Raw genomic sequence first — 25,791 nt, forward strand, 5'->3', positions numbered from 1 at the left:
TCGGGCCTGCCCGGCCGCCGCTCGGTGGGCCGCGTCGCAGTGCTCGCCGTGGGGATCGGCAGTTGCTCGATGCTGACGGCTCCGGCGGCGTTTCCACAGGCGGACGACGGGTCGGTGACGGTCCGGGTGGTCCGGGCGGTCGACACCACCGGCGTGTGGAGCCCGGTCCTGGAACCGGGCATCGGCGGTGTCACGGTGACGCTGACCAATGACGACGGCGCCGGGATCACCGGCGTGACGGCCGGCGACGGCACGGTCACCCTGGCGCCGGGCGCGGCCCGGTCCTCCAGCGGCAGGTACCGGGTCCAGGTCGTGAACCCGAAGCCGGGCGTGCTGTTCCCGGCGTTCGCGTCGCGGCAGGGCCTGGACGGCGCGCCGAACCAGCTGAGCAGCAACGAGGAGTTCGTCGACCTCGGTGACGGCAAGAACGTGGCGTACACCACGGGTCTGTGGAATCCCGGCGACTACTGCCAGAAGAACGCGCCGCTGGTCACGGCCTGCCAGTCCCCGACGAACGAGCCGCGGGACCGGCGCACGCTGGTGACGTTCCCCTACGGCGCGCGCGGCGAGAACACGGACACGACCGATCTGGCCACGAACACCGAGACCGGCGCCGTCTACGGCATCGCCTGGAGCAGGTCCGGCAAACGGCTGTTCAGCTCGGCGCTGGCCAAGCGGGACACGACGTACGGCCCCGGCGGCGCCGGCGCGATCTACGTCACCGACGTGGCGAACAAGGCGACGTCGCTGTTCACCACCGTCCCGGACGCCGGAGCGTCGGTGCACGGTGTCGGCGCCGCCGACGACGCCTTCCGCTCCGCGGCGGGCAAGGAGAGCCTGGGCGCCCTGAAGCTCTCCGAGGACGGCCGCTACCTGTTCGTCGTCAACCTCGACAACCGCAAGCTGTACCGCTACGACGCCACCAAGGCGACCGCGTCGGCGCCGGAGGCCTCCTACGCCGTTCCGGACCCGGGCTGCCCCTCGTCGGTGGACTGGCGTCCGTTCGGCCTGGGCATGCAGGACGGCGTCGGCTATCTCGGCGGTGTCTGCTCGGGCGAGTCGACCGGGAAGGCCTCGGACCTGCGCGCGGTCGTCCTGCCCTTCGACCCGGTGACGGGAGCCTTCGGCAAGGCGGTGCTGGACCAGCCCCTGGACTACCCGCGCGAGGTCACGGCCAAGGGCCTCTGCCCCGGGGCGGGCTGGTTCCCGTGGACGGACACGATCCCCGCCCAGCAGAACGGCAAGGCGTGCACCGGCACCGGTTTCTACGCCAACCCCGAGCCGGAGCTGGCCGAGATCGCCTTCGAGACCGACGGCTCCATGCTGCTGGCGTTCCGCGACCGGCTCACCGACAAGGCGACGGCCTTCCAGCGGGCCGGCGACCCCACGACGTACCACAACTTCGCGTCCGGCGGTGACCTGAACAAGGCGTGCCTGTCCGGCGGCGTGTACGTGATGGACACGAACACCGGCTGCGGGACGGCCTCGCGGGGGACCAGGTTCTTCAGCGTGGGCACCTTCCGGGGCAACCACCCGAACGCGGCCTACGCCGGCATGGCGTTGTCGAAGGTGGAGGACTCCATCGCGGTCTCGGCCGTGGACCCCACCGACGTCATGTGGACCATCGGCACGATGTTCACCAACCGTGACGGGACCCGGGCCGCCGGCTCCGGCCTGGGCCTGAACTCCTCGAACACCAGGCCCGGCTTCGGGAAGGGTGCCTCGATGGGCGACCTGGAGGTGCTCTGCGACCAGGCGCCGCTGCAGATCGGCAACCGGGTCTGGTACGACCCCGAGCGCAAGGGCATCCAGAGCCCGAGCCAGCGCCCGGTCCCCGGCGCCACCGTCAACCTCTACGACGAGTCCGGCCGGCAGGTCGCGTCGACGAAGACGTCACCGCGCGGCGAGTACTACTTCGACGACTCGAACGTGCCCGGCGGTCTGAAGCCGGCGACCAAGTACACGATCAGGATCGACAACCCGGCGGACTACGCGCCGGGCGGGCCGCTGTACCAGTGGGTGCCGACCGAGGAAGGCGTCGGCGACAACCGCTTCGTGGACTCCAAGGGCACCGTCCCGGAGGGCGCTTGCTACCCGGAACGGACGCTGACCACCGGCGGACCGGGCCAGAACGACCACACCTTCGACCTCGGCTTCCGCCCGCAGGAAGGCGCGGTACGCCTGGTCAAGCACGACCAGGACGGAAAGCCGCTGGCCGGGGCGAAGTTCGCGCTGTGGAAGGAGACGAACGGCGCCGACGGGCCGCAGACCTCCGGGACGAAGCCCGACACCCGGGTCGGCGAACCCTGCACCACCGGGGCCGACGGTGTCTGCGCGTCCACGACCGCACCGGGAACCTACTACTGGCAGGAGGTCAGCCCGCCCCAGGGCTACGCGGCTCCGGACAACCCGGTGTCCGGCCCGCTGGTGCTGAACTCCGAGAACCTCGACGCCGGAGTGTCCGCGACCGTGGTCAACCGGCTGCTGCCCACTCCCACGCCGACCGCGTCGGGGACGCCGACCACGCCGCCGACGACCACGCCGCCGACGACAGCGGCACCGGTGGCACCGGTGGCGCAGACGACGCCGGAAACACCGGCCGCGACGGCGCCGCCCGGGCCGTCGGCCACACCGGGTGCGCCGACCGCCGTGCCCGGCTCACAGCTGGCCGGCACCGGCCTGGGCCAGGTCGCACCGACGGCCGCCGCGGCCGCCGCGCTCACGGCCCTCGGCTGGGCACTCGTGGAACTGCGCAGGCGCAGGACCCGGCGCCCGTAGCAGCCGGGCACGGCAGCCGACCTCCGCTCCCGGAGCGTCGAGCCTGTGCGGTGCCCCGGCGGCCATGAGCGAAGCCGGGCGACGAGCGCGGCCGCGGTGACGGTACCGAGGTACCCGCAGCCGCGCTCGTCGGTTCCGGTCGCAAACCGCGACCCGGTCCCACATCGAAGAGGCACGCCTCAGCGTGCGGCGGCGGCCCGCAGGACGGGGAGCGCGTCGAGGACGGTGTCCAGGAGGGATTCCAGGTGCTCGCCGCGCGGCGCGGGATGCCACAGGAAGCACACCTCGTGGTCGTGGAAGGACACCGCGGGAGCTCCGACGGCGGCCAGGCGCCGGGGGACGTCGGTGTTCAGCAGGAGGTCCGCCAGCGGCTCGGGGCCTTCTCCGCGGGGTCCGTAGAAGAGGCCGGCGGGCCAGCGGACGCCCTGGGGCACGGCGCTCCAGGGCCGCTCCAGCCGGACCGTTCGCACGGGTTGCGGGAGGCGGAGGCACACCGTCAGCCAGACGTCCACGTCGCGGGGCCGCTGTCGCATCAACAGGGCGACGGTGGCCGGGTGGCCGCCGAGCGGTCCGGAGACGGTGTACACGGCGCGGGTCTCGTCCGTCAGCCAGCGGTGGTGTGCCAGGTGCCCGTCCCAGCGGGGCTCCTTGCGATGGTGCACCCGCCAGCCCGGCTGCGTCCCACGCGCCTGTATCGCCTTGCGCAGGCGCCCGGAGTTCGTTGCCTTCCGCACCGCGCGGGCAAGCATCGCGAGGGCGAGGAGGGCCGGCAGGCCCAGGGCGAGCAGGTACACCGTTGCTCCGACCATCGAACCTCCAACTCCTGGGCATAACAGGCTGGTTCACGGTAGCGGAGGTGCATCCGGCGCAACAGGGGCGGAACCAGGGGCAGGGGGGAGTGGCCTGTACGCCGGACTGCCAGAACCTCCACCCGCCGCTGTGCTGCTTCGCGCTCGACGACGCCGTCCCCGGCTGCGGGCCGGGCAGAGCGCCCTGCCCGGCCCGCAGCCGCATTCCGTGGACGGTCAGCAGGGAACGCCGGAGCCCGTCGGCACGCCGAGGATCCCCGTGAACGCCTCGTACCGGTCGACCCGGCTCTTGACCTGGCGCGGGTTCTTGCCGTCGCACTCCAGCGCGCCGTTGATCGAGCGGATCGACTGCCCGAACCCGGCACCGCTGATCATGGCGTCGTGCCCGGTGATCGGACCCGGCCCGTGCTGGGTGTTCCAGTACCACAGGGCCGTCATCATGGCGACGGCCGGATCCGTCTCCACCAGCCAGGGGTTGTTCAGCAGGTCGATGCCGAGGAAGTCACCGACCTTCTTGTAGTTGTAGTTCCAGCTCAGCTGGATCGGGCCGCGCCCGTAGTACGCCGACTGGCCGGCCGGACAGCCGTAGGGCTGGTCGCTGTCGCAGTAGTGCGGATAGTTCGCCTCGTTGACCTCCTTGATGTAGTACAGCCCGGCGGTCTCGTGGCTGATGTTCGCGAGGAAGGCCGCGGCCTCCTGCTTGCGCATCGTGGTGTCACCGGTGTGCGCGAACGCCGGGAAGGCGTCCATGGCGTCCACCAGCCCCTGGTAGGTGTAGGCGGGATTCCGGTTCGGGAACATCCGGTCGAACTGCGCCTCGCTCACCACGAAGCTGTTGGGGTACGGATTGCCGCCGGTGCCGCAGGTGTACGGCGCCCAGTAGTACGTGCTCACCGTGGGGTTGTAACCGGGGTTGTCGCGCTGGGCGATGTAGATCGTGCCGTCGGTGTACGTGACGATGTCACGGGCCTGGTAGTTGGCGCCCTGCGACCAGCTGGGTGCAATCGCGCATTCGTCCGCCGGGGTGGGGGTGGCGGCGGACGCCGTGGCGGGTATGAGGGCTGTGGCGGCCAGGGAGCCGGCTGCCATCAGGCCGGCCAGCAGCGCCTTCATACGAGTTCTGAGCACGAGCTTCCCTTTCGTGCACCACGGGCATGCCGAACAGACCCGGTGGGGGCCGGGTCGGCCGACAGGCGCCGTGAGGAAGGATGTTGGCGCACACTGAACCGTTCCCGCGTTATCGCGGTCAAGGTCCGGCCGAGCACGTTTTGCAGGCTGCAACGACCGCCGAATCCAATTGAGTCGACGTCATCTCATCGGTAGCCTCGCAGGCCTGACGATTCACCAGATCGTTGCGCTCGGCCGGCCTTCGGCATGGAAACCTGACCGCTTCCGGGGCGGGCCGCCCACCGGATCCACCCGGCGGCCGGCCGCCGCGGCCTGCCACGGTCGATCGGGCCGACGCCCGCGACCGTGCCGCACGCGAGGCCCGTGAGAAGACCACGCTGCGGATCGTCGCCGGCTCCTGCTTCGCGCTCGCCGCCTGTGCCGCCGTCGACTCCGTCCGGTCCCCGACCCGGCCGCGACCCCGCCGGATTGAAGGGCTGTCCTGGGCGCCGGTCAGCAACCGCCGCGCGGGGTGGCCACGGGGACACCGATGCCGATGCTCAGCACCTGGGGCGCGGCCGGTGCGGAGCAGCAACCCGCGCCGCCCTGGGCGGCGTCGGGCTCGTCGAACAGGCCGGCGCCGCCGCAGACGCCGGTCTCGGGAAGGGTGAGTTCGACGCGGGCGGCGGCCTCGTGGTCGCCGGCGAGGGCGGCGGCGAGGGAGCGGACCTGCTCGTAGCCGGTCATGGCGAGGAACGTCGGAGCGCGGCCGTAGGACTTCATGCCGACCAGGTAGACGTCCTTCTCCGGGTGGGCGAGTTCCTTGGCTCCGTGCGGGTACACGGTGCCACAGGAGTGCTGGTTGGGGTCGATCAGCGGGGCGAGTTCGACGGGCGCCTGGAGCCGTTCGTCGAGGCCGAGCCGGACCTCGGAGAGGAAGGAGAGGTCCGGGCGCAGGCCGGTCAGCACGACGACCTGGTCGACGGGATCGCTGCGGCGGCCGTCCTCGGCGACCAGGACCAACCGCTCGCCCCGCGGTTCGACGGCGGCGGTGCGGAAGCCGGTGAGCGCGGTGGCGTGGCCGTCCTCGACGGCGGCCCTGGCGCGCAGGCCGAGCGCGCCGCGGGCGGGAAGCTCGTCGGCCTCGCCGCCGCCGTAGGTGTTGCCGGTGATGCCGCGCCGCAGCACCCAGACGGCGTGCGTGCCCTCCGCCCGCTTCGCGAGGTCGGCCAGGTGGGCGAGGGCGGTGAAGGCGGAGGCGCCGGTGCCGACGACCGCGGTGCGCCTGCCCGCGAACCGGGCGCGGACGGCCGGGTCCTGGAGGTCGGGGATGCGGTAGGAGATCCGGCCGCCGGCCGTACGTTCGCCGAGGGCGGGCAGGCCGTCGGCGCCCAGCGGGTTGGGGGTGGACCAGGTGCCGGAGGCGTCGACGACGGCGCGGGCGAGGAAGCGCTCCTCCCGGCCGTCCGCGAACTCGACGTGGACGGTGAACGGCTGCTCCTCGCGGCCGGAGTCCACGATGCGGTCCCGTCCGGTGCGGGCCACCCCGGTGACCGTCGCGTCGTAGTGGACGCGCTCGCCGAGGGCGTCGGCGAGCGGCTGGAGGTACTGCTCGGCCCAGTCGCCGCCGGACGGGTAGGCGGTGCCGTCGGGGCGGACCCAGCCGGTCGGGCCGAGCAGCTTCTCGGCGGCCGGGTCGACGACCTCGGCCCACGGCGAGAACAGCCGGACGTGTGCCCATCCGCGAACCGCCGTGCCGGCCGAGGGCCCGGCCTCCAGTACCAGTGGCTCGATGCCGCGCTCCAGCAGATGGGCGGCGGCGGCCAGGCCGACCGGCCCGGCGCCGATCACGGCGACCGGCAGGGGCTGCTCGGCGGCGGAGGCGTTCACGAGGGTTCTCCTTTGCTTCGACACTCGTCGATGAGGTCTTCGGCTCCAGCATGGCAGCTGATTCGATGAATATCAACATAGACATTCATCGAACCAAGACTGGTGGTACGGCTCGGGGTGCCCGCCGTCTCGCCGGCCGGCTCGGGTGCGAGTGGCGCCTCCTGTGATTTGACGTATGTCAACATAGATGTATGTCGAACGCGAAGGTGCTGCCCGTGCTGCAGCCCGAGGCCGTCGTGCCGTGCTGCCCACCGCTGACCGCCGCGTCGCTGTCGGAGGAGGACTCGGTGCGGATGGCGGCGATGTTCAAGGCGCTGGGTGATCCGGTGCGGCTGCGGCTGTTCTCCCGGGTCGCCTCGCACGAGGGCGGGGAGGCGTGCGTGTGCGACATCCAGGACGTCGGCGTCTCCCAGCCCACCGTGTCCCACCACCTGAAGAAGCTGCGCGAGGCCGGCCTGCTCACCTCCGAGCGGCGCGGCACCTGGGTCTACTACCGCGTCGAGCCCTCGGTGCTGGCCGCCATGGCCGGCATGCTCGCAGGCGCCGGCCGCTGATCCGGCCGGCCGTCCCGATTCCCTGGAGTACGCCTCGACGGAGCCGGCCCGGCCTCGGATTGGTCGAGGAGCTTCCTCAGGACGGCGTGACCGCGTGGGCGGTGTCCCGGGCGGTGAACTTCTCGCGCCAGGCGAGGGAGACGTAGACCAGGGCGATGAGGACGGGCACCTCGATGAGGGGGCCGACGACGCCGGACAGGGCCTGGCCGGAGGTGACGCCGAAGGTGGCGATGGCGACGGCGATGGCGAGTTCGAAGTTGTTGCCGGCGGCGGTGAAGGCGAGGGTGGCGGTGCGGTCGTAGGCGAGGCCGATGGCCTTGCCGAGGGCGAAGGTCCCGAACCACATCAGGGCGAAGTAGACCAGCAGCGGCAGGGCGATACGGGCGACGTCCCCGGGCTTGTTCGTGATGGTCTTTCCCTGGAGGGCGAAGAGGATCACGATCGTGAACAGCAGCCCGTACAGCGCCCAGGGGCCGATCCTCGGCAGGAACTTCCGCTCGTAGGTCTCGCGGCCGAGCTTCTTCTCGCCGAGGCGGCGGGTGAGGAAGCCGGCGAGGAGCGGGATGCCGAGGAAGATCAGCACGTTGACGACGATCTTGGCGACGGAGAAGTGCAGGTCGTCCTGGGCGAGGCCGAGCCAGCCGGGCAGGATGTCGAGGTAGAACCAGCCGAGCAGGCCGAACGCGACGACCTGGAAGACGGAGTTGAGGGCGACCAGGACGGCGGCGGCCTCGCGGTCGCCGCAGGCGAGGTCGTTCCAGATGATGACCATGGCGATGCAGCGGGCCAGGCCGACGATGATCAGGCCGGTGCGGTACTCGGGCAGGTCGGGCAGGAAGAGCCAGGCCAGCGCGAACATCACCGCCGGACCGACCAGCCAGTTGATCACCAGGGAGGAGGCCATCAGCTTCCGGTCGCCGGTGACGGTGTGCAGGCGGTCGTAGCGGACCTTCGCGAGCACCGGGTACATCATGATCAGCAGGCCGACGGCGATCGGCAGGGACACGCCCCCGATCTCCACCTTCGCCAGGACGTCGTTCAGGCCGGGGACCAGGCGGCCGAGGCCGATGCCCAGGCCCATGGCGATCAGGATCCACACCGCGAGGAACCGGTCCAGGAAGGAGAGCCTGCCGACGGGACGCGCCTCGGGGGAGTGCGAGGGAGCGTCGGTCCTGGTCACGGTCACGGGCAGGCCCTTTTCGTGTCGGCGCACGCGGTGGCGCGGGCGGTGGAGGCGAGGTCGCCGAGGAAGCCCGCGAGGCTATCCAGGGCGTCGGGGCGGAGCTTGTAGTAGGTGAAGCGGCCGCAGGGCTCGGTGTCGACCAGTCCGGCCTCGCGGAGGATCTTGAGGTGGTTGGACAGGTTGGTCTGCCGGGCGCCGGTCTCCTCGACCAGGTGGCTGGTGCACAGGGCCTCGCGGGCGAGCAGGGTGAGGATCCGCATCCTCAGCGGGTCGGCCACGGCCTTCAGCACGTCCACCGGGCTATTCGTATCACTCTCTGCTGACATCACCATGTGGTGATACGTTAGTCGATGCCGGGGGCGGTTCCAAGCCTGCGGAGCACCGGCCCTGGGGCCGGGGTCAGTCCTGGGCGCGGCTCAGGATCCAGACGCCGTAGGCGTCGTTCGCGGGGTGCAGCTGGTAGGTGCCCGCCCGCAGGTCGACGCGCAGCCCTGCGGCGGCCAGGTCCGCCTCGAACTCCGCCGCCGGGTAGGTCCGGGCGTGCGGGGGCGGGTCCTGGAGCTGGAAGCCGACCAGGATCCGGCCGTTCTCGCCGAGTACGTCGCGCAGCGCGCCCAGTGCCCTGCGTTCCGTGCCCTCGGCCAGGTAGACGATGACGTTGCCCACGCACACGACCAGATCGAACGGGCCGTCGTCGGGGTCGAGGTCGAGGATGTCGCGTTCCTCGATCGGCAGCCCGGGGTAGGTCTCCCGAGCCTGCCGGACCAGGGCCTCGTCGGGCTCGATCGCGACCACGTCGTGCCCGCGCTGCCCGAGTGCCGCGGCCACCCGGCCCATGCCGGCGCCGGCGTCGAGCACCCGGGCGCCGCGCGGCAGGAGCGTGTCGGCGAGCCGGGCCTCACCGTCGACGTCCTCGCCGGCGGAGATGAGTTCGGCGAACCGCCTGCCGAAGTTCCCGCTCCGCCCCGCCTCCTGCCAGCGGGTTCGCCGCGTCGTCATCGGTATGAGTTCTCCGGGCGGCGGCGTGGTCCTGTTCATGCCCCGCATCCTAAGGCGATGCCGCTGATGCCGGTCGTGACCACTGGTGCGCCCTGCCACGGCCTTCCGCCGCCGGCGTGCCGAGGTCGACGTGCGGGCCCCGTCGGCAGGCTTTCCCGACACGGCCGATTCCGAGCGGCCGGTGCTCTGCGGGCCGAGCCATCGCTCTTTACATCACTGTCGACTGACATCACTGTATGGTGATACGTTCGTCGACGGCGGCGGCCGGCCCGGGCCGGCCGCCGAGTCCGGCAGCGCACACGGTCTGCGGACACCGCAACCGCCGCAAGGCCGCGCCGCGGGCGTGACCGCCCCGCCCGCTCCTGCCCTGCGGCACCCGTCTCCGAGGAAGAACGAGATGACCACCTCCCCCGAAACCTCCGTGCTGTTCGTCTGCATCCACAACGCCGGCCGCTCCCAGATGGCCGCCGGCTTCCTCGCCCACCTCGCGGGCGACCGCGTCGAGGTCCGCTCCGCCGGCTCCGTGCCCGGAGACCGGGTCAACCCGGCCGCCGTCGCCGCCATGGCCGAGGTCGGCATCGACATCTCGGACCAGAGGCCGAAGATCCTCACCGCCGAGGCCGTCCAGGCGTCCGACTACGTGATCACCATGGGCTGCGGCGACGCCTGCCCGTACTTCCCCGGCAAGAAGTACCTCGACTGGGAGCTGGAGGACCCGGCGGGCCAGGGCGTCGAAGCCGTCCGCCCGATCCGCGACGCGATCAAGGCCCTCATCGAGAACCTGATCGCGGAGATCGACGCCGGGCGGCCGGCGGGCTGACGGCGTGGGCGACGGCCGTAACGGGATCATCATGGGTCCCGGCGCCGGCCGGCCCGGCGCGGGGGAGCGGGGCGGCAGTTGTCCGTGGGGCTGCGGTGACGTGCGAGTCATCGGGAGGTGAAGGATTCCCCTGCCAGGCTCGGAAGATATGGATGAGAGTTGAACGATTGACCGAGCCATGCGGGACCCGCGGCGATGGCGCCGAATGGGCGTCAACTTTCACTTCTTCGTCCAACACGACCGCTCGGGTCCGAAAATTTTTACCGATCTGTCGTGAACGATTCCGGCGTTCGACCGACATGCTGGCCTTCAGACGCGCTCCGGGCTCCCACCTGATCCACCGTCACGGAGCGGACTTGCTATCGAGAAGTGAAGGAACGGCACGTGACGACCCCCCGCCCTGCCCGGCCGCTGACCGGCATCATCCGCCGGCAGCCCGAGAACCACCCGCACGCCGCCCGCACCACGTCCCGCGGGCTCCCCGCCCAGGCCAGGGCCCTCCGCCATCGCCGCACCGCCTCGCGCGGCGCCGTCCCGGACTCGAACCGGGGGGAGCGGTGAACGACTTCCCGCCCGCAGACGCGGCCCCCCACGCCGCCCCCACGCCGGCACGGCTGCCCATAGCCTTCACGGCCTTCCACGACCTGCACGCCCAGCGCTACACCGACTACGCCTTCGCCCACCTCGGCGAAGCCGGCATGGTGCGCGATCTGGTCGACGACGTCTTCGTCGCCCTCGCCGACCACTGGGACCGCGTCCTCGCCCAGCCCCGCCCCGCGGCCTACGCCTGGGCCCTGCTGCGCCGGGTCGTCGAGGCCGAGTGCGCCCGGCGCGAGGAGCACCTCGCGCTGATCGAGGAGGCCGCGTTCGCCTACGCGCTGATCGAGCGCGCCAAGCGACTGCTCGCGCTGGTCGACGGCAGTACGGTCGACGACCTCGGCGTCGGCATCAGCGTCGCCCGCGCGATCCAGAAGCTCCCCGGCCGTCAGCACGACGTCGTGGTCCTGCGTTTCCTCGCCGGCTACCCGCCGACCCACATCGCGGAGGTCATGGGCATCGAGGAGGCCACCGTCCGTTCCCTGATCTCCCAGGCCAGAACCCGCCTGCAGACCCGCCTCGCGCCGCGCCGCACCCTCACATCCGGCCGTCCGCACGACGAGGAGTGATCCGATGGACCCGCTCGACACCCTGTTGGCCGGCGGCGGCATCCGTGCCGCCGGCCCCACCCCCGTGTACGACCCCGCGGCCGGGAGCCGGCGCATCGCCGAGAAGCTCGCCGCCCGCCGCGCCGCCCGCCACGGCGTCACCCGCGTGGAACTCCCCGCCCGTGAGCCGGCCGGGTACGAGGAGTGCCGCTCCCTGGCCGCGCTGGAGCTGCCGTTGGCCGCCTGGCTCGGCGGGGCCGACCGGCCGGTTCCCGCGGCTCTCGCCGGGCGGCCCGGCGCCGGTGCGCATCCGCCGGTCGACGCCCAGGGCCTGACCTTCCACGACCACGCCGACCGCGACCTGCGGGCGCTCGCCGGCGTGGTCATCGGCGAGGACGGTGCCGCCGACGCCCTCCAACGGCTGCACGACGGCACCGTGGAACCGCGCGGAGCCCTGGTCTTCGCCTGTCTGCTCCACCTCGTCGGCCGTTACCAGGAGGCGCAGTTCTGGTGGCAGTTCGCCGGCGGCGCCGAGGACGCGGCCGCGTGCTTCTGCCTCTACCTCCACCATGTGCGGATGGGTGACGTGAGAGCCGCCGAGCACTGGTTCGCCGAGGCCGCCCGTCTGGAGACGCTGCCGCCCGGCCGGCACCCCGGCACGCCCCCGGCCCTGCCGCCGTTCGCCGACTACCACCTCGCCTGCCTGCCCGTGGTCGGCGACTACCTGAGGGCGATGGACGCACCGCAGCCCCCGGACCCCGTCGCGTTGCGCGAGGTGCTCGACGAGCTGGACATCGTCCGCGACGCCGAGTACGGGCCGGTCAGCCTGCCCAGTGACGACCTCGCCGACCAGCTCCACGATCTCGCCACCGCCGGCTGACCCCTTCGCCGTCCGGTGCGGTGTCCACGCCGGACGGCGAAGGCCGCCGGACAACCTCGGGCCCGCACGGTCCCCGGGAGAACGGAGAGGCATCCATGGCGATTCCGGACCGCGCCGACGGCGGGCGCCCATCGGGAGGGGAGGCGGACGAGCGGCCCCGCGGGCCGGTGGCCGCCGGCGGGGCGGAGGGCAGGAAGCCGATCGACAGGGCGGTGACGGCCACCGGTGTCGCCGTCGGGCTGATCAATCTCGGATTCACGCTCTGGGACAGGCTCGGCGGCATCTTCCGGGCATGAAGGGCGCGACGGGGCCGACCGGCCGACCTCCCGGCCGGCCGGGAGGCCCCGGGGAGGCGCGCGGCACCTCCTGTGTCGCGGGCCGGCCGTCTGACCTGCGACGATTACCTTCGTTCCCGCTGAGTGATCAGCTACCGACCCGCACCGCCACGTGTGAACGTGGAACGGAAGGAAGCCCCCATGATCTTCATCACGGTCAAGTTCGCCGTCCGCCCCGAGCGCGCCGACGACTGGCTCACCCTCGTCGACGACTTCACCCGGGCCACCCGAAACGAGCCCGGCAACCTCTTCTTCGAATGGTCCCGCAGCGTCGAGGACCCCAACGAGTTCGTCCTGGTCGAGGCCTTCCGGGACGGCGACGCGGGCAAGGAGCACGTGGAGTCCGCACACTTCGTCAAGGCCATGGACGACCTGTCGTACGCGGTGGCCGCCAAGCCGCGGATCGTCTCGATCGACATCCCCGGCATGAACGGCTGGGGGGAGATGGGCGAGATCACCCCCCGGTGACCGCCGGGCCATGGGGAGCGGCCGGCCGGTCCACGGACCTGCCGACCGCTCCGGCCCCCAAGACGGCCCTCCCTCGCGCGCCTGACGACGCCGAAGCCGTGGGCCGTCAGTGAGGGAGACCGGCGTGCCGCTCCAGGAACGCGCCCACCTCGACCGGGTCCTCCAGCGGCAGCGGGTAGAGCAGCAGCCGGTCCACGCCGAGTTCCGCGTACCGCAGCGCACGCTCCGCGTCCACCTCGACCGGATCGAGCTGCATGAAGTTGATCTGCAACCGGCCCAGCCGCGCCGGCCGGGAGACCTCGGCCGCGGCCTCGCGCAGCCCTTCGAGGTGGACGATCAGGTCCTCCGGCGAGCTGCCGTTGCCGATCCAGCCGTGCCCCTTGCGGACCGCCCGCCGGTACGCGGCCGGGCTGTGGCCGCCGATCACGATCCGCGGGCCGTCCGGCCGCACCGGGCGCGGATGCGCGTCCACGTGTTCGAAGTCCGCGTACCGGCCGTGGAACGCGGGTTCCGGCTCGGTCCACAGCTGCCGCATCGCGTCCAGGTACTCGTCGGTGCGGGCGCCGCGCTCGGAGAGCCGCACGCCCACCGCGGCCATCTCCGGCTCCAGGTAGCCGGGCGCGACGCCGAGGAGCAGCCGGCCCCCGGACAGCACGTCCAGGCTGGCCACCTGCTTGGCCAGCACCACCGGATTGCGCTGCGGCAGGATGAGGATCCCGGTGCCCAGCTCGATCCGCTCCGTCAGCGCGGCCACATAGGACAGGTGCACCAGGGGATCGAGGATCGGGTCGGTCGGCGCCATCGGCGAGTCGGGCAACCGTGGGCTGGGCAGCACCACATGGTCCCCCGCCCACCAGGAGCGGTAGCCCAACTCCTCCGCCAGGCGGGCCAGCCGGGCCGTCTCGACGGGCCCCAGCGTCGCCTTCGCACTCAGGCCGTACACACCCAGTTCCACGAAATCCCCCTCGGTCGTTGCTCGCGGCGCCGTGTCCCGAACCACCGCCGGGTCCCCGTCGCCGGCCCGCTGCCGGCGGTTACAGGTGATCGCCGCGTTGTCCACCAGCCGTGGCAACCGGCCGGGCCGGTCGCCCATTCCCGGCGCCGACGCGAAGGGCGGCCGGAGCGCCGCGCTCCGGCCGCCCTTCGCCGCCCGAGCGGCCCCGGTCGCGCCCGCTGTCCGACGCGGCGTCCGAATGCCGCCAGCACACGGGCCCGTCCGCGAGCGACGATCGGACCAGCCCGACCGTCCGCCACCACGGCGCCTGCCTCCCGCGCCCCCTGACCATCGGTAGGCACCGTGAACACCCCCGCCCCCGACGACAGCTCCGGCGACCTCGTCCTCCCGCACCAGGCCGCCACCGACCCACCCGCGCCCACCGCCGACGCCGCCCCGGTCCCGCCGCGCCGCTACACCCTGACCGGACCCGACGACCGCTCCTGTTCCAGTACCACGCCCGGCACCCTCGGCGGCCACCGGCGGGGCCGCCTCTACGGCCGCCTCGACTGCCCCTCCGCCCTGCGCGCCCTCGCCGCCGGCGGCTACGTGCGCCACCGCGTCTTCTTCGCCGACGAAGCCACCGCGATCGCCGCCGGCTACCGGCCCTGCGCGGTGTGCCTGCCCGGGAAGTACCGGCAGTGGAAGACCCGCCGAAAGGACCGCACCCCGTGAACCCCCGCCCCACGCCCGACCGCTCCCCGCTCCTTCCCGTAACCGGGACCACCGCCTACGGCGACCTCCCCGCCCCCGCCCCCCACACCGCCCCCGAACTCGCGGCCCTGCTGCGCCTGCTCGCCGGCCACCGCCGCCCGGCCCTGCACAGCGTCGCGATCGGCCACAGCCGCGACGACGCCTCCCGCGCGGCCGCCGCCGCGTTCGCCGACGCCTGGCGCGCCGCGGGCAACGCCGTCCTGGCCGTCGTCGACTGGCCCGAACAGGCCGCCTCCTGGCTGCGGCCCGCCCACCGCCTCACCGACCGGGAACCCGACGCCCTCGTCATCGCCGCCGCCCCGCTCGGCTGGGCGCAGCTCGCCCGGCGCCTGCGGCACAGCACCCCCTGGCGCCCGGACCGCACGTTCGGCTTCGCGTCCCTCGCCGAGCCGGCCGCCGCGGCGCTCGCCGGGCCCGGCGTCCTGGACGGCGTGCGCGGCGCGAGCGCGGACGGCGGCACCTGGCGCATCGAATCCGGCTGGACCGACTCCTTCCCGTCCCCCGCCCCGGGCACCGCCGCGTGACCACCACCCCGCCCCGTTCGGCCCGCCGCCCGCCCCGCCCGCCACCGGCGGCACCCGGATGCCGCAGGCCGAACGCGTCACGGACACGGGTCTGTGCCGGGGCCCTCCACCGCCGTGACGCTGCTGCGGTAGGGCGCCAGGAAGGCGGTCGGGCCGACAGCACGGCCTCCGGTGCCTCCTCGGCGGGGTAGTGGCCGCATTCGGCGAGGACCAGACTCTCCACGTCGTCGGCCCCGAGCCCCATGGTCGCGCCGACCGAGGCGCCCAGGTTCTGCGTTCCGCCGATCGCCAGGACGGGGAGGGACAGCCGCCGGGTCACGAGGTACGAGCGGGCGCTCGCGGCGCACGCCGGTGATCCGGTGCGCGCCGTCGACCCGTCGGTTCCCACGGGACGCCTCATCGCCCAGTTTGCCGCGCGGTCGCCGACGCTGACGGAGGAGAGCAGCACATGGGTGCGCGGTCTCCTCGACCAGCAGCGCCGACGGATCCGCGACGCGCCGGCGGACTCCTCGGCCGACGCCGGGACGCTCGACGAACTCGCCTCGTTCGTCGCCGCCGTCAACCAGTCACCGTCAACCAGTCACCGGCCGTCCTGAGCCGGACCGGCGCCGCGGACGCCGAACTGCGATCCGTGCCCCGGCCGGCCTGCGCGACGGTGGCGGCGTCCCTCAGCAGGGCGGCGGCCGTGGGTGCCACGCCTCCCCGGACCCTCAGGGCTTGCAGGGGCGGGTCTCGGTCCAGTCGACCAGCAGGCGGCGCTCGGCGAAGAGCCGGGGATCGTGATCGTGCGCTCCTCGTCGAGGGTGACGGTGCTCCGGCCGTTGAAGTGGGTGGTGGCGCGCTACCGGCCGAGGTCGGCGAAGGCTGGGGCGAGGGCGGCGCGTCCGCGCAGTGGGCGTAGGCGTCGACCAGCCGGCGGGTCGGCGGCCTCCTGGGGGAGACGGCAACGGGGGAGGGCACACCGGCTCCGAGTGCCCCGCGACCGGACGGCTGGGCGGTGCGGGGGTCACCGCTGTGCGGCGGGGGCCTGCGCGATCAGGGCGCGGAAGGCCGCCGCCACGGCGTCGGGGCGTTCCTGCATGGCGACGTGGCCGACGCCGGGCAGGGTGAGCAGCCGGGCGTCGGGGAACACGGCGTAGGCCCGGGCCGCCGTGCGGAACGGGACGAGGCGGTCGTCGCGGCCGTAGACGAGCAGGGTGGGGGCGGTGACCCGGGAGGCCTGGCGCCAGGGCGACGCCCGGCCGGGCCGCAGGTGGGCGCGGGCGACCGCGCGCACGCCCTCGGCCAGCATGTCCTGGGCGTAGGGGAGCGCGGCCCGGCGCAGCCGTTCGCGCGCCTCGGTGGCCCGTTGCGCGGCGTCGACGCGGGAGGGGTCGGCGTAGATCAGGCCGTAGAGGTCGTCGAGGTCGCGCTCGGGGCTGCGGGCGGACAGCAGCCAGGCGTGCAGGCGGGAGGCGCCCGGCAGGCCGAGCAGGGCGATCCGCAGGGCCTGGGGCGGCGGGAGGGAGGGCAGGACCGGGGAGACGAGGGTCAGTGTGGCGACCAGCTCCGGGTGGCGGTCGGCGAGGTGGAGGGCGGTCAGGCCGCCGAGGGAGTTGCCGACCAGGTGGACGCGGCGGTGCCCGGCGCGCGCGAGGTGGCCGGCGACGGCCTCGGCCTGGCGCTCGACGGTGACCAGGCCGTCGGGCGGGGGAGCGGAGCGGCCGAAACCCGGGAGGTCGAGGGCCAGGCCGTGCACGGCCGGCCGCAGGCGCTCGATCAGGGCGGCCCAGTTGTGCGTCCAGCCGCCCAGTCCGTGCAGGAACACGGCGGTGTCGGCGTCGGTGCGGGTGCTGGGCGCGTACTCGGCGGCGAGCGGCTGGTGCACGAGGGTCCGTTCCTGGTGTCATGTCGGCACCGCTCCGCAGGACTCCGCGGCCGCGAGGCGGTAGTGGTCGATCAGCCGGTCGCCGACGGTCTCCCAGGTCCGCTCCGCCACGGCGGCCCGGCCGGCCCGGCCGAACGCCCTGCGGAGGTCCGCGTCGCGGGCGAGCCGGTCCACCGCCTCCCGGAAGCCGGATCCCCGGCCGGGCGGGACGAGGAAGCCGGTACGTCCGGGGCGGACGAGGTCGAGCGGTCCGCCGGTCGCCGGGGCGACGACGGGCAGGCCGCTGGCCATCGCCTCCTGGAGGGTCTGGCCGAAGGTCTCGAACGGGCCGGGGTGCGCGAAGACGTCGAACGAGGCGTAGAGCCGGGCGAGTTCGGGCCCGGTGCGGCGGCCCAGGAACAGCGCGTCCGGCAGGGCGGCGGCCAGTCGGGCACGGCAGGGGCCGTCGCCGACCACCACCAGCCGGACCCCCGGGAGGCGGGAGACCTCCGCCAGCAGGTGGACCTGCTTCTCCGGTGCCAGCCGTCCGACGTAGCCGACCAGGACCTCGCCGGGCCGTCCGAGCCGGCGGCGCAGCGCCTCGTCGCGGTGGCCGGGGTGGAACCGCGCGCAGTCGACGCCGCGCGGCCACAGGTGGACCCTGGGCACCCCGTGGGCGGTCAGGGCGGCGAGCGAGGCCCGGGACGGCGCGAGGGTCCGCGCGGACGCCGTGTGGATGCGCCGCAGCAGGTGCCACGCCAGCCGGGCCCCGGCCGCTCCGGCGACGGGCAGGTACGTTCGGGCGTAGGCGGCGAGGTCGGTCTGGTAGACCGCCACCGCGGGAACCCCCGCGCGCCCCGCCGCGGCCGAGCCGGCGGCCCCGAGCGCGAACGGGCCCGCCAGGTGCACCACATGGGGGCGGTGTCGTGCGACGGCGTCGGCCACCCGGCGCCCGGGGACGGCGATCCGCACCTCCGGGTAGCCGGGCAGCGGGAGCGACGGGACGCGGACCACCGGGTAGCCGTACGCCCGGTCGTCGGGATCGGTGGAGTCCCGGTGCGTGCCACGGCCCGCCGGTGCCACCACGAGCGGGGAATGGCCCCGGGCCAGCAGGTGCTCGGCGGTCCGCAGCACGCTGTGGGCCACGCCGTTGAGCTGCGGGGCGAAGGACTCGGCGACGATGAGCACCCGCAGCCGCCCGTCCCCCGGGGCCGGACCGGTGGCGGCGGGTGCCACCGGCCGGGGCAGCAGCCCGCTCACCGGGCGGTCCCGACCGCGGCCGCGGTCCCTGGGCGGGCCGGGGCGGAGCGGCCGACCGTGCGCAGGTCCCGCAGGACCTCCCGGAAGCAGGCGGCCAGGCCCGCCTCGGCGTACGGCACGCCGATCTCCGCGCAGTAGGCGCGCACCAGGTGCGAGGCCGGGCGCAGCGCCGCCACCGGCATGGTGGGGAAGAGGTGGTGCTCGATCTGGTACCCGAGGCCGCCGAAGAGGGCGTGGACGAGCCGGCCGGCCCGCAGGTTGCGGGAGGGCAGCACCTGTCGGCGGAGGAAGTCGGCGCGTCCGGCGTCGGGGCCGGTCAGTGGCATGCCCTTGTGGTTGGGGGCGAAGACGCAGCCCAGGTAGGCGCCGAGCAGGGCCCCGAACAGCACGGTGAAGGCGAGCGCCTGGAGCGGCGCGAGCACGGCGGTCGTGAGGGCGGCGGCGAGGGCGTAGTGCAGGGCGGCGAGGGTGCGCTCCAGGACCGGGTGGCGCACGGTGCCGCGGACGAGGGTCACGCCGGTGGCGACCAGCAGGCCGAGCGCCTGCAGGGACAGCAGCGGGAAGAACAGCTCGGCCTGATGGCGCGCCACCAGCCGCCGCAACCCCCTGGTCCGCCGGGCCTGTTCGGTGCTGCGGACGAAGAGCAGGGAGTCGGCGGCGGGGTCGTGGCCCACCCGGTTCGGGTGGGCGTGGTGCCGGTTGTGGTCGTCGACCCACCAGCCGTAGCTCATGCCGACCACCAGGTTGCCCAGCACGATGCCCACCAGGTCGGTGGTCCGCCTGTCGGCGAACACCGCGCGGTGCGCGACATCGTGGCCGAGCAGCGCCAACTGGCCGAACAGCAGGGCGAAGAGCGGCGCCAGGCCGAGTTGCCACCAGCTCGCGCCGAGCGTGACGAAGCAGACCAGCAGCCCCGCCAGCGCGGCGGACAGCACCGCACCGCGGCAGGCGTAGTACAGCGGGCGCCGACGCAGCAAGCCGGCCCGTACCACCCGCCGGTACAGCTCGGCGAAATCGTCGCGCCGGGCGGTCCCGTCATCCGGGGGGTCCTGAACGGTCATGCCACCACTCCGGTCTCGACGCTCCCCGGCCGGCCGTCGCCACACAGCGCGCCCCGAGCGGGGGAGGCCCGAGTCTTCCGCACCCGAATCCTCGCCGTCCCGCGTGGCCGGTGAAAGGGACCCGATCGGGTGAGCGGCCGCTGCCGGTCGCCGACCTGCCGTTCGGGGGTCGATGACGCCTACGACCTGTACCGGCCCCTGGCCCTGGCCCTGGAGCGGTTCGTCACTCGCTGCGCGCGGTGAGGCGTCCGGCGGCTTCGCGTCGGGCGAGGCGGTCGTGCTCCCGGTCGGCCCACCGCCGGACCCGGGCGGGATCCAGCGGGGTGCCGTGGCCGACGTGGAGGGTGGTGGGGTCGAGGGCGAGCATCGCGCGGAGGCTGGTGAGGTTCCGCCGGGGGTCGTCGTGGAAGGGCGGGTTGGCGGGCCTGCCGGGGATGACGCCCATGAAGGAGTTGGCGATCAGGTCGCCGGCGACGAGGTCGCCGTCGTCGGTGAGGACGGAGACCGAGCCGGCGGTGTGGCCGGGGGTGGGCATGATGCGCCCCGCGAGGCCGAAGTCCTCCAGGCTGGTCTCGCCGCGGATGAGCAGCGCGGGTTCGAAGGGTTCGACCCGCGCGTGGAGCTTCCGGTTGCGGGCCATGGCGCGGCCCATCGGGCCGGTGGGCAGATAGGGTTCGCGGACCCGGCCGGAGCGGTACGGCCCGAGGTCGGCGATGTGGCCGGCGATGGGCGCGCCGGTGAGCCGGTGCAGTTCGGCGGCGGAGCCGAAGTGGTCGATGTGGCCGTGGGTGATGACGATCAGCGCCACGTCGGTGGGGTCGACGCCGAGAGCGGTGATCCGGTCGTGGATCGCCCGGCCGCTGCCGGGGGTTCCGGCGTCGACGACGACCGGCCGGCGGCCGAGCAGCAGGTAGGCGTTGACGTGGTGGCGGCCCATGACCGGGATCGGGACGACCTTCGTGCGGGGCATGGCTCTCCTCCGAGGCGTGCGGGTCGATGCCGCGTGTGCGGGCATGGCGGGGCTCGACCGGTGCGCGGGTGCGCCCGGTCGGCGGGGTGGGGGTGCGGATCGGAAGCGGCGGTGCGGGTCAGAAGCGGCGGCGGTACTCGGCCGGTGTGGTGCCGAGCCGCCGCCGGAAGACGCGGTGCAGCGTTTCCACGGAGCCGAGGCCGCTGGCGGCGGCGACCTCCGGAAGGCTCCGGTCGCTCTCCTCCAGCAGCCGCCGGGCCGCCTCCAGCCGGGCCGCCTCCACGTAGGCGGCCGGGGTCGTGGAGGTCCGCCGGTGGAACAGCCGGGTGAAGTGGCGCGTGCTCAGGTGCGTCCGGGCGGCGAGGGCTTCGAGGGAGAGGTCCTCGGTGAGGTGGTCGGCGATCCACCTCCGCAGGTCGTCGATCCGGTGGTCCGAGGAGCTCCGGACGGAGAGCGGCACACTGAACTGGCTCTGCCCGCCGGAGCGTTTGACGTACATCACCATCATCCGGGCGGTCGCGAGCGCGAGGTCCTGGCCGTGGTCCTCGGCGACCATGGCGAGCGCCATGTCCATCCCCGAGGTGACGCCGGCGCAGGTCCACACCCGCCCGTCCCGGATGAAGATCGGATCGGGATCGACCCGGACGCCGGGGTGTTCGGCGGCCAGCCGCCCCGCGGTGAGCCAGTGGGTCGTGGCGGGGCGGCCGTCGAGCAGTCCGGCGGCGGCCAGCAGGTGCGCTCCCGCGCAGACCGAGCCGATCCGCCGGGCGAGGGGTGCCGCGCGGCGCAGCCAGCCGGTGACCTCGTGGTCGATCACCGGCTCCACGTCGCCGCCGATGAGCTCGATCGCCCCGCACACCAGCAGGGTGTCGACCGGACCGGTCACGTCGTCGAGGGTCAGGTCGGCCATCAGCCGGACGCCGCTGGAGGTGGTCACCGGGCCGCCGTCGGCCGTCGCGATCCGCACCAGGTAGCCGGGCTGCTCGGCTCCGGCCACCCGGGACGCGACGGAGAACACCTCGGCCGGTCCGGTGGCGTCCAGCAGCTCGATCCCGGGGAAGGCGACGATCACGACGCGGTGCGGTTGGGGCATGCCCTGATCATTCCGCCCGGTCGGACAGGGCCGCAACGACCAGGATCTGTCACATCGGGCCGTCGACCGGTGGGGGCGACCGGCGGGATCCCGGCCCGTCGGACGCCGGGACCGGGCCGGCACCGGCAGACGGGAAGTCAGGTCGATGCGTCCGCGCCGCTCGGCTCCGGCGCCCGTCATGCTCGCCGGATGCCCCGCGGACACGTCCGGCCGGGCGTACCCGTCCGGCGTCGGAGCGGTGCCTGCCGGCCGCGCTCCCGGGGCCGGGGTTCACTGGTCGCTGACGTTGCCGTGTGCGCGTGTGCGCGTCCGCGGGTGTGCGGCTTGTTCGGATGCGAGGAGGCTTGCGGATGGGTACGGCCGGGCTGGGTCGGGACGATCTCAGATCGCTGTTGGAGGCGCCGCCGACGGCGTCCGAGCGGATCGGGCTGGAGATCGAGAGCGGCGTGGTGGACCCGCGGACCGGGCTGGCCGCCCCCTACCGGGGAACGAACGGGTTGCGGGCCGTCCTCGAGGCCGTGCTCGCGGAGTGGGACGGCAAGGCGCTGTTCGACGCGGGGGAACTGACGGGGGTCGAGCTGGCCGACGGGGGCCTGATCGGGCTCGAACACGGTGGCCAGCTAGAGTACTCGGGCCCGCCGGCGGCCGATGTGGCCACGGCGGTGGACGAGGTGCGGCTCGCCCTCGTCCGGCTGGCGGAGCTCCTCCGGCGCTTCGGGCTCGCGCTCCTGCCGGGTGCGTACCTGCCGTTCGACCGGGTCGAGACCATCCCCTGGGTGCCGCTGAGCCGCGGCCCGCTCATGCGCGACCACTTCGACGGCCTCGGTGAGGCGGGCAGCGGCGGAGCGAGGATCCTGTCGATGTCGACCTGCACGCAGGTGCATCTCGACCACCTCTCCGAGGACGACCTCGCGCAGAAGGTGCGGATGCAGGCGGCCGCCTCACCGGTGATCGCCGCACTGCTCGTCAACTCGCCGCTGTACGGGGGCCGGCTCGACGGGCTGCTCTCGCACAGGTCGCAGGACTGGCTGCTGACGGACCCGCGGCGCTGCGGCCTCGTACGGCCGGCCCTGCGCGAGGACGTGCGCATCGACGACATCGTCGACTGGGCGCTGAGCATCCCCATGATCTACCACGAGGACGGCGCGGGAGCGCTTCGGCCCGCGCCCGACAGGTCGTTCGCCGCGCTCCTCCGGGACGGGTTCGCCGACGGTGCCCGGCCGTTGCCCCACCACTGGGCCGCCCATCTGACGCAGATCTGGACGCATGTCAGGATCCGCCGCACCCTCGAACTGCGCGCGGCCGACGGCCCCGCGTACCGGAACTTCCAGGTCGTGCCCGCGCTGTGGACGGGCCTCAGCTACCACGCCCCGTCCCGGGCCGCGGCCTGGGAGCTGCTGAGGGGCTACACCGTGGCGCAGCTGCACGCGGCGACGACCAGGTTCCCGGCCGAGGGGCTGCGCACCGTGCTCGGCGGCGACCGCGTGCACGAGGTCGCGGGCGAGCTCGTCCGGCTGGCCCGGGAAGGGCTGCGGGCCCGGGTCGCCGCCGGTCTGGAGCGTCCCGAGGTGCCGGCCTACCTCGACCCGTTGGACGAGGTGCTGCACACCGGGAAGACCTTCGCCGAGCAGTGCGCCGACCGCTGGGAGACGGACCTGCGGCGCGATCCGCGCCGCTACGTCGCGCTGTTCCGCGTCTGATCGCGCGGCCCGGTCCGTTCGCGCCGGACCGCGCGGTCCGGCGCGAACGACGCGGTGCCGGGGGAAGGCCTCGAACCTTCACGCCCCCTGGGGGGCACCCGACCACGTGGGTCGGGCGCGTCTGCCACTTCCGCCACCCCGGCCTTGTCGAACTCTGCCGGGAATAACGCTAACAGCCGTCCGGCGGTGGGTGAAGAAGGTATTCGAGATCATATTGTGGATGGCTGGAAACCGCCGCCCGGGAGATCAATTCAAGAGCGCAAGATCTCTTTTGTGAATTTCGATCACCAAGGTGCGAAAACCCTTGTCGGGGACGGAATCCCGTCGTACTCTCGGCCCAGTTGGTTCCATTGCCGACAGGGGGAAGATCCAGTGCCTGACCAGCGCTCGGTTTTCTTGAGCTATCCACCGGCCTCCAGCATCTGGCACCTGCCGATGGGAATCGCCTTCCTCACCGCGATCCTCGAAGAGCGCGGTCATCACGTCGTGCAGCACTACGGCTACGTCGAGGCCGTCGAGCACGTCCTGCGGCGGCACGGCGGCGATCCGGTCGACGAGGCGCTGCGCACCGTGCGCGACCCCGCTGCCTCGATCCTGCGGCGCCACGACGCCCGCCGGCTGTTCGAGGAGGTCTCGGCGAGCGTGTCCTCGACGTTCGAGGACTTCGGCGTCGAGCGCAACAACGTGAAGTGCGACTCGCGGCACTTCAAGGGTGATGTCGGTGAACTGCGGTGGGTGCTGGACCACCGCGAGGAGCACGTGTTCCACGAGTACTTCGCCGGGACCGAGCTGGAGCGCATCCGCGCCGCGGGCGCGGACGTGGTCGGCATCAGCGTCGCCGACGAGCGGCAGCTGGTGAGCGCCTGCGTGCTCGCGAGCCTGGTCCGCGAGCGGCTGCCGCACGTTCGGCTGTTCATGGGCGGGAACTACTGGGCCCGCACCATGGACGCCTACCACGACCCCCGGTTCGCCGGCCTGTTCGACCACTGGGACGCGATCGTCTACGCCGAGGGCTTCCGGCCGGTGATCGAGCTGGTCGAAGGGGCCGAGCCGGCCACCGTACCGGGCGTGGTGTGGCGCGACGGCGACACCGTGCGGGTCAATCCGCGCGGCCCCGCCCCCGTCGACTACGAGTCGCTGCCCACCCCGGTGTTCGACCGCGGCATCCGGCAGTGGAGCCCGGACTTCGTGCCGCCGCTGTACACGATGTCCAACTGCCCCATGCGCTGCGGGTTCTGCTCGATAGCGGCCGGCAGTGACAGCTTCCTGCACAAACCCCGGGTGATGTCCGAGCGCCGTGTCGCCGAGCACATCGCCGCACTCGGCGTCGAACGCGTCGACTTCGTCGACGAATACCTCACCGTCACCCGGCAGCTCAGGATCGGACGGGAACTCGCGCGCATCGGACACCGCGCCACCTGGCAGTGCTATCTGACCGCGAGCGATCAATTGCTGAAGCCGGAGAACTGCCGGGCGCTGGCCGAGGCCGGCTGCCGCGCCGTACAACTCGGACTGGAATCCCTCGATCCGGACACCCTGCGCCAGGAGGCGAAACCCTGGAACCACCCGGCGAATTACGGGCGCATTCTCCGGAACCTGCACGACGCCGGAATTCAGGTCCACGTCTTCATCATCGTCGGCGTGCCCGGTGAGCCGATCAACCGCTCGCTGCGCTGGCTGCCGTTCCTGGAGGAGCACGGCGAGCACATCCTGACCATCAAGTCCGGCCGCTACCGGCTCACCCGGCGGGCCCCGGACGAGCGCGCGGCCTCGCTCCACCAGCTCTCCGGGCTCCAGGTGACCGGCGAGGACCAGAAGTTGCTCAACCTCAACCGGGACCAGTTCCGCTACACCACGGGCGGGCTCAGCCGCAAGCGCGTCGAAGCCGTCCGCGACCTCCTCGAGGAGGCCTGCCGCCGGCACTGGGCCTACCAGGTCACCTCCGACACGCCCTGGTGGACCAATCGGGGCCGGTTCACCCTTGAGCAACTGCGCGCCGACGCGGAGATCCTCCGGGCGCACCGTCCTGCGGAACCCTCCATTCCGGCCGGCCATTTGAAGCGCGGACTCTCCAAGGTCGCCAGCGCGCTCCACGACGAGCTCGGCCTTCGCGCCGCGCCTGCCACGTTCGAGGACGCCCGCGACATCGCCGCCCGGCTGGACGCCGCGGACGTCGCCGGGGCCGGCGCGAACGGGGTCGGGCGGGGAGCGCCCTCACCGGCCGGACAGCGGGCAGGATCGAGGGGGCGGTGACGGCCACCCGGTAGGCGGAGGACTGCCGCGCGGTCCATGCGGACGAGACGCACCCGGCGGCCTGCGGTCGAGCCGCAGGCCGCCGGGTGCGTGGTGTCTGTCCGGTCAGCTCACACAGGTGACGATGACCTGCCAGTAGCCGGGGGAGATGACCTCGTTCTCCTGGCTGCACTGGGCGTCGGTGTACCCGGCGGCGTGGGCGGCGGCCCAGGCCCGGGGAGCGGCGATGCCCGGGTTGGGGCCGTAGGCCTTGAAGTACCGGATCGAGGTGGCCGACGCGTTGGCGGCGGTACCCGCGACGCCGAGCAGGGCCGCCGTGGTGAGGGTGACGGCGGCGATGCGGCGAGGAAGCGAACCCATGGCTGTTCTCCACTTCTCCTGATGGATGGTGCGGGAGTCGGCGCGCGC

The 25,791-nt window shown here is 73.4% G+C and carries 26 protein-coding genes and 1 tRNA gene; 13 read left to right on the forward strand and 14 right to left on the reverse strand.

The window, feature by feature from the left end; all coding sequences use genetic code 11:
* The first annotated feature begins 48 nt into the window (after positions 1-48).
* Positions 49-2,778, forward strand: coding sequence for an SdrD B-like domain-containing protein (locus tag ACFCLZ_RS36635; protein ID WP_380282231.1), 2,730 nt, complete (start codon positions 49-51; stop codon positions 2,776-2,778).
* A gap of 179 nt (positions 2,779-2,957) precedes the next feature.
* Here ACFCLZ_RS36635 and ACFCLZ_RS36640 read toward each other — a convergent pair whose 3' ends face one another.
* The 3 genes from ACFCLZ_RS36640 to ACFCLZ_RS36650 all read right to left on the reverse strand — a co-directional run bounded on the left by ACFCLZ_RS36640 (position 2,958) and on the right by ACFCLZ_RS36650 (position 6,584).
* Positions 2,958-3,587, reverse strand: a complete 630-nt coding sequence (locus ACFCLZ_RS36640; protein WP_380282232.1) for a hypothetical protein — start codon at positions 3,585-3,587, stop codon at positions 2,958-2,960.
* Between the two features lie 216 nt (positions 3,588-3,803).
* Positions 3,804-4,715 (reverse strand): glycoside hydrolase family 19 protein, encoded by a 912-nt coding sequence (locus ACFCLZ_RS36645; RefSeq protein ID WP_380282233.1) that lies wholly within the window; start codon positions 4,713-4,715, stop codon positions 3,804-3,806.
* Positions 4,716-5,207: 492 nt separating this feature from the next.
* Positions 5,208-6,584 (reverse strand): NAD(P)-binding domain-containing protein, encoded by a 1,377-nt coding sequence (locus ACFCLZ_RS36650; RefSeq protein WP_380282234.1) that lies wholly within the window; start codon positions 6,582-6,584, stop codon positions 5,208-5,210.
* Positions 6,585-6,775: 191 nt separating this feature from the next.
* On the opposite strand from ACFCLZ_RS36650, the gene ACFCLZ_RS36655 reads away from it, so the two are divergent.
* Positions 6,776-7,138, forward strand: coding sequence for an ArsR/SmtB family transcription factor (locus ACFCLZ_RS36655; RefSeq protein WP_380282235.1), 363 nt, complete (start codon positions 6,776-6,778; stop codon positions 7,136-7,138).
* 76 nt (positions 7,139-7,214) lie between these two features.
* Here ACFCLZ_RS36655 and arsB read toward each other — a convergent pair whose 3' ends face one another.
* The 3 genes from arsB to ACFCLZ_RS36670 form a co-directional block, all read right to left on the reverse strand.
* Entirely contained in the window at positions 7,215-8,318 is a 1,104-nt protein-coding gene (gene arsB, locus ACFCLZ_RS36660; RefSeq protein ID WP_380286388.1) for an ACR3 family arsenite efflux transporter, read from the reverse strand.
* Positions 8,319-8,320: 2 nt separating this feature from the next.
* Positions 8,321-8,647 (reverse strand): ArsR/SmtB family transcription factor, encoded by a 327-nt coding sequence (locus ACFCLZ_RS36665; RefSeq protein ID WP_380286389.1) that lies wholly within the window; start codon positions 8,645-8,647, stop codon positions 8,321-8,323.
* A gap of 73 nt (positions 8,648-8,720) precedes the next feature.
* On the reverse strand, positions 8,721-9,320 hold the full coding sequence (locus tag ACFCLZ_RS36670; protein ID WP_380282236.1) for a class I SAM-dependent methyltransferase: 600 nt from the start codon (positions 9,318-9,320) through the stop codon (positions 8,721-8,723).
* Positions 9,321-9,717: 397 nt separating this feature from the next.
* Between ACFCLZ_RS36670 and ACFCLZ_RS36675 the strand changes: the two genes are divergently transcribed.
* From ACFCLZ_RS36675 to ACFCLZ_RS36700, 6 genes are all read left to right on the forward strand, one after another.
* Positions 9,718-10,140 carry an arsenate reductase ArsC gene (locus ACFCLZ_RS36675; RefSeq protein ID WP_380282237.1) on the forward strand — a complete coding sequence of 141 codons (423 nt, stop codon included), beginning with the start codon at positions 9,718-9,720 and terminating at the stop codon, positions 10,138-10,140.
* Positions 10,141-10,524: 384 nt separating this feature from the next.
* Positions 10,525-10,701 carry a hypothetical protein gene (locus tag ACFCLZ_RS36680; RefSeq protein WP_380282238.1) on the forward strand — a complete coding sequence of 59 codons (177 nt, stop codon included), beginning with the start codon at positions 10,525-10,527 and terminating at the stop codon, positions 10,699-10,701.
* Complete coding sequence (locus ACFCLZ_RS36685; protein ID WP_380282239.1) at positions 10,698-11,306, forward strand: RNA polymerase sigma factor; 609 nt, start codon at positions 10,698-10,700, stop codon at positions 11,304-11,306. The genes ACFCLZ_RS36680 and ACFCLZ_RS36685 overlap by 4 nt, the downstream gene beginning before the upstream one ends.
* Positions 11,307-11,310: 4 nt before the next feature.
* Positions 11,311-12,165, forward strand: coding sequence for a hypothetical protein (locus ACFCLZ_RS36690; RefSeq protein WP_380282240.1), 855 nt, complete (start codon positions 11,311-11,313; stop codon positions 12,163-12,165).
* A gap of 95 nt (positions 12,166-12,260) precedes the next feature.
* A complete protein-coding gene (locus tag ACFCLZ_RS36695) occupies positions 12,261-12,461 on the forward strand; it encodes a hypothetical protein (protein WP_380282241.1) in 201 nt (66 codons plus the stop codon).
* A gap of 180 nt (positions 12,462-12,641) precedes the next feature.
* A complete protein-coding gene (locus ACFCLZ_RS36700; RefSeq protein WP_380282242.1) occupies positions 12,642-12,968 on the forward strand; it encodes a putative quinol monooxygenase in 327 nt (108 codons plus the stop codon).
* Between the two features lie 106 nt (positions 12,969-13,074).
* Here ACFCLZ_RS36700 and ACFCLZ_RS36705 read toward each other — a convergent pair whose 3' ends face one another.
* On the reverse strand, positions 13,075-13,923 hold the full coding sequence (locus ACFCLZ_RS36705; RefSeq protein ID WP_380282243.1) for an LLM class F420-dependent oxidoreductase: 849 nt from the start codon (positions 13,921-13,923) through the stop codon (positions 13,075-13,077).
* Positions 13,924-14,265: 342 nt separating this feature from the next.
* Between ACFCLZ_RS36705 and ACFCLZ_RS36710 the strand changes: the two genes are divergently transcribed.
* The 3 genes from ACFCLZ_RS36710 to ACFCLZ_RS36720 all read left to right on the forward strand — a co-directional run bounded on the left by ACFCLZ_RS36710 (position 14,266) and on the right by ACFCLZ_RS36720 (position 15,796).
* Positions 14,266-14,637: an Ada metal-binding domain-containing protein gene (locus ACFCLZ_RS36710; protein ID WP_380282244.1), complete on the forward strand. Its 372-nt coding sequence runs from the start codon at positions 14,266-14,268 to the stop codon at positions 14,635-14,637.
* On the forward strand, positions 14,634-15,200 hold the full coding sequence (locus ACFCLZ_RS36715; RefSeq protein WP_380282245.1) for a hypothetical protein: 567 nt from the start codon (positions 14,634-14,636) through the stop codon (positions 15,198-15,200). Before ACFCLZ_RS36710 ends, ACFCLZ_RS36715 begins: the two co-directional genes overlap by 4 nt.
* Positions 15,201-15,652: 452 nt before the next feature.
* Positions 15,653-15,796 (forward strand): hypothetical protein, encoded by a 144-nt coding sequence (locus ACFCLZ_RS36720; RefSeq protein ID WP_380282246.1) that lies wholly within the window; start codon positions 15,653-15,655, stop codon positions 15,794-15,796.
* A gap of 410 nt (positions 15,797-16,206) precedes the next feature.
* Here the strand turns inward: ACFCLZ_RS36720 and ACFCLZ_RS36725 are convergent, their stop codons facing one another.
* The 5 genes from ACFCLZ_RS36725 to ACFCLZ_RS36745 all read right to left on the reverse strand — a co-directional run bounded on the left by ACFCLZ_RS36725 (position 16,207) and on the right by ACFCLZ_RS36745 (position 21,430).
* On the reverse strand, positions 16,207-17,067 hold the full coding sequence (locus ACFCLZ_RS36725; RefSeq protein WP_380282247.1) for an alpha/beta fold hydrolase: 861 nt from the start codon (positions 17,065-17,067) through the stop codon (positions 16,207-16,209).
* Positions 17,068-17,085: 18 nt separating this feature from the next.
* The gene (locus ACFCLZ_RS36730; protein WP_380286390.1) at positions 17,086-18,240 is read right to left on the reverse strand and encodes a glycosyltransferase family 4 protein; all 1,155 of its coding nucleotides are present in this window, start codon (positions 18,238-18,240) and stop codon (positions 17,086-17,088) included.
* 62 nt (positions 18,241-18,302) lie between these two features.
* Positions 18,303-19,367, reverse strand: a complete 1,065-nt coding sequence (locus ACFCLZ_RS36735; RefSeq protein ID WP_380282248.1) for a fatty acid desaturase family protein — start codon at positions 19,365-19,367, stop codon at positions 18,303-18,305.
* Positions 19,368-19,590: 223 nt separating this feature from the next.
* A complete protein-coding gene (locus ACFCLZ_RS36740; RefSeq protein ID WP_380282249.1) occupies positions 19,591-20,337 on the reverse strand; it encodes an MBL fold metallo-hydrolase in 747 nt (248 codons plus the stop codon).
* Positions 20,338-20,455: 118 nt separating this feature from the next.
* Complete coding sequence (locus ACFCLZ_RS36745) at positions 20,456-21,430, reverse strand: GlxA family transcriptional regulator (RefSeq protein WP_380282250.1); 975 nt, start codon at positions 21,428-21,430, stop codon at positions 20,456-20,458.
* Between the two features lie 350 nt (positions 21,431-21,780).
* Here ACFCLZ_RS36745 and ACFCLZ_RS36750 point away from each other — a divergent pair, with 350 nt between their 5' ends.
* On the forward strand, positions 21,781-23,130 hold the full coding sequence (locus tag ACFCLZ_RS36750; protein WP_380282251.1) for a glutamate-cysteine ligase family protein: 1,350 nt from the start codon (positions 21,781-21,783) through the stop codon (positions 23,128-23,130).
* A 55-nt stretch (positions 23,131-23,185) separates the two neighbouring features.
* Here the strand turns inward: ACFCLZ_RS36750 and ACFCLZ_RS36755 are convergent.
* Positions 23,186-23,273: transfer RNA gene (locus tag ACFCLZ_RS36755), tRNA-Trp, on the reverse strand.
* Positions 23,274-23,565: 292 nt separating this feature from the next.
* On the opposite strand from ACFCLZ_RS36755, the gene ACFCLZ_RS36760 reads away from it, so the two are divergent.
* The gene (locus ACFCLZ_RS36760) at positions 23,566-25,383 is read left to right on the forward strand and encodes a B12-binding domain-containing radical SAM protein (protein ID WP_380282252.1); all 1,818 of its coding nucleotides are present in this window, start codon (positions 23,566-23,568) and stop codon (positions 25,381-25,383) included.
* Between the two features lie 105 nt (positions 25,384-25,488).
* Here the strand turns inward: ACFCLZ_RS36760 and ACFCLZ_RS36765 are convergent, their stop codons facing one another.
* Positions 25,489-25,743: a hypothetical protein gene (locus tag ACFCLZ_RS36765; RefSeq protein ID WP_380282253.1), complete on the reverse strand. Its 255-nt coding sequence runs from the start codon at positions 25,741-25,743 to the stop codon at positions 25,489-25,491.
* Positions 25,744-25,791: the final 48 nt, after the last annotated feature.

Source organism: Kitasatospora purpeofusca (genome assembly GCF_042691725.1).
GTDB lineage: Bacteria > Actinomycetota > Actinomycetes > Streptomycetales > Streptomycetaceae > Kitasatospora > Kitasatospora purpeofusca_B.